The organism is Clostridium sp. AM46-21 (assembly GCF_003480025.1).
In the GTDB taxonomy this organism is placed as follows: Bacteria; Bacillota; Clostridia; order Lachnospirales; family Lachnospiraceae; genus Coprococcus; species Coprococcus ammoniilyticus.
In genome coordinates this window covers 1-1699 of sequence record NZ_QUIB01000028.1, presented here as the reverse complement: position 1 = coordinate 1699, position 1699 = coordinate 1, and the positions used below count along the sequence as shown (strand labels likewise).

2 protein-coding genes are annotated in these 1699 nt (G+C 37.8%); one reads left to right on the top strand and one right to left on the bottom strand.

Going from position 1 to position 1699, the window contains the following annotated elements; translation table 11 throughout:
* Positions 1-203 precede the first annotated feature (203 nt).
* Positions 204-503 (bottom strand): hypothetical protein, encoded by a 300-nt coding sequence (locus DW959_RS13980; RefSeq protein WP_117822065.1) that lies wholly within the window; start codon positions 501-503, stop codon positions 204-206.
* Positions 504-1060: 557 nt separating this feature from the next.
* Between DW959_RS13980 and DW959_RS13975 the strand changes: the two genes are divergently transcribed.
* On the top strand, positions 1061-1699 hold a 639-nt coding region (locus DW959_RS13975), incomplete at its 3' end, for a PD-(D/E)XK nuclease family transposase (RefSeq protein WP_182430087.1).

The window sequence follows — 1699 nt, the reverse complement described above, 5'->3', positions numbered from 1 at the left end:
AAGCAGGCGCTTGGCACTGGCATCATACTGTGCTTTCTGATCAGTTGCCTTGGAGGAATATACAATTTCGTTATCCATGTTCTATCTCCTTTCTTAATACTGATAGAACGGAATAACATGCATATTTTAGCTTTGTATATTGCCTCCGTCTCTCCAAGTTTGATTGTAACGGATATTAAAAAGGAAAACAAGTTTATAATTATTTACCGTAAAATCTTACAAATGATCAGACCGATACCACATACGGTTATTCCAACTGCGATCACTACATCTTTGTTATCTCCAACAATGTTCACATACTTTGCTTTGCCCGGACGATAAATGATCTCCACCGGATCATTCTGGTTTAACTTTTTGTTTCCGCCATTTGCAGCTCGTAATTTCATATCCTGTCCATTATACTGAAACCGCACAACCGGAAAATCAACACCATTTTCATTGACAAAGTCAGTAATCGTTCCCGGAAGCTTTTTCCCCTGCCGGTCAACGATGACCTTGATCAAACACAGGATACCTCCAATAAATTCTCTGTCACACGCAAAGAATTCATCTTTTTCATATTATCATACGAACAAAAGGGGGTACAAGTTGAAAATGTTTATTTCTTATAGAAGTTATATCCATTTATCTAATATTACAAATGCGTTAATACATATTCCCCAAATTCAGGTAAGGAAAAGAAATCGTATCCATGTTCCTCACAATCAATAATACCCCTTTTCTTTAACCTGTCTCGATACGGATTAAACTCATTTGTTTTCAACGAAAGCTTATCTCGTATCTCCTTTATTTTACCAGATTCTGTTTTTGCAATACCATAACAGATCTTCCTGTCTCTGCTCTATTTCTACAAGTCAATACGACTCGAAAAAATGGCATAAACATTATAAAAAAAAGAGTCGTCAATATACCAAAAGAAATTAATAAAAATATTCTGCAAATATGCAAGTTATTACATCCAGACATGCTGTTTGTTACATCAACCGTTTTTTCGTTTCTTTTTCTGCTATGGTTATGTTGTCGACAAAACAGGCGCCGGATATTACGAGGAATTAAATTTATGTACAATGAAAATGAAAAAAGAAACGTTACTGTCTCACAGAAAGGTAACGCTATACAGTCTGCCGCATTAAACATCCATCAGCTTTTCCCATCCCGGACCAAAGATGAATGTTTATTAGAATTAAAGAAGAATCCATCCATTTACCGGACATATCTGAACTGGCCTGACAAATGGAAAAACCGTTTTCTGGAATTCATGGAAGGCAAGAAAAGTCTGCCATTGACCTATGATCCATTTTTCAAAAAGCTGTTCAACCCGGATATATACCCGGAACGGTTATCTCGTCTAATCAGCAGTATCATCGGCACAAAAGTAACCGTAAAATGTATCCTGTCAAATGAGGACAGCATGCTGCCATCAACTTCTCTCCTGCTTCTGGATATCATCGTCCAGTTAGAAGATGGGTCGATCGCAAATGTGGAGATCCAAAAGATCCCATACACCTTTCCCGGTGAGCGGATGTCCTGCTACTCTGCTGATCTTTTGCTCCGCCAGTACACCAGAGTAAAAGGGGAAAAGGGAAGTACATTCACCTATCAGGATCTGAAAACCGTTTATACGATCGTGATGTTTGAAAACAGTCCAAAAGAATGTAAAGATCCCGAATTATCCGATATCTATCTGCATCATGGAAAG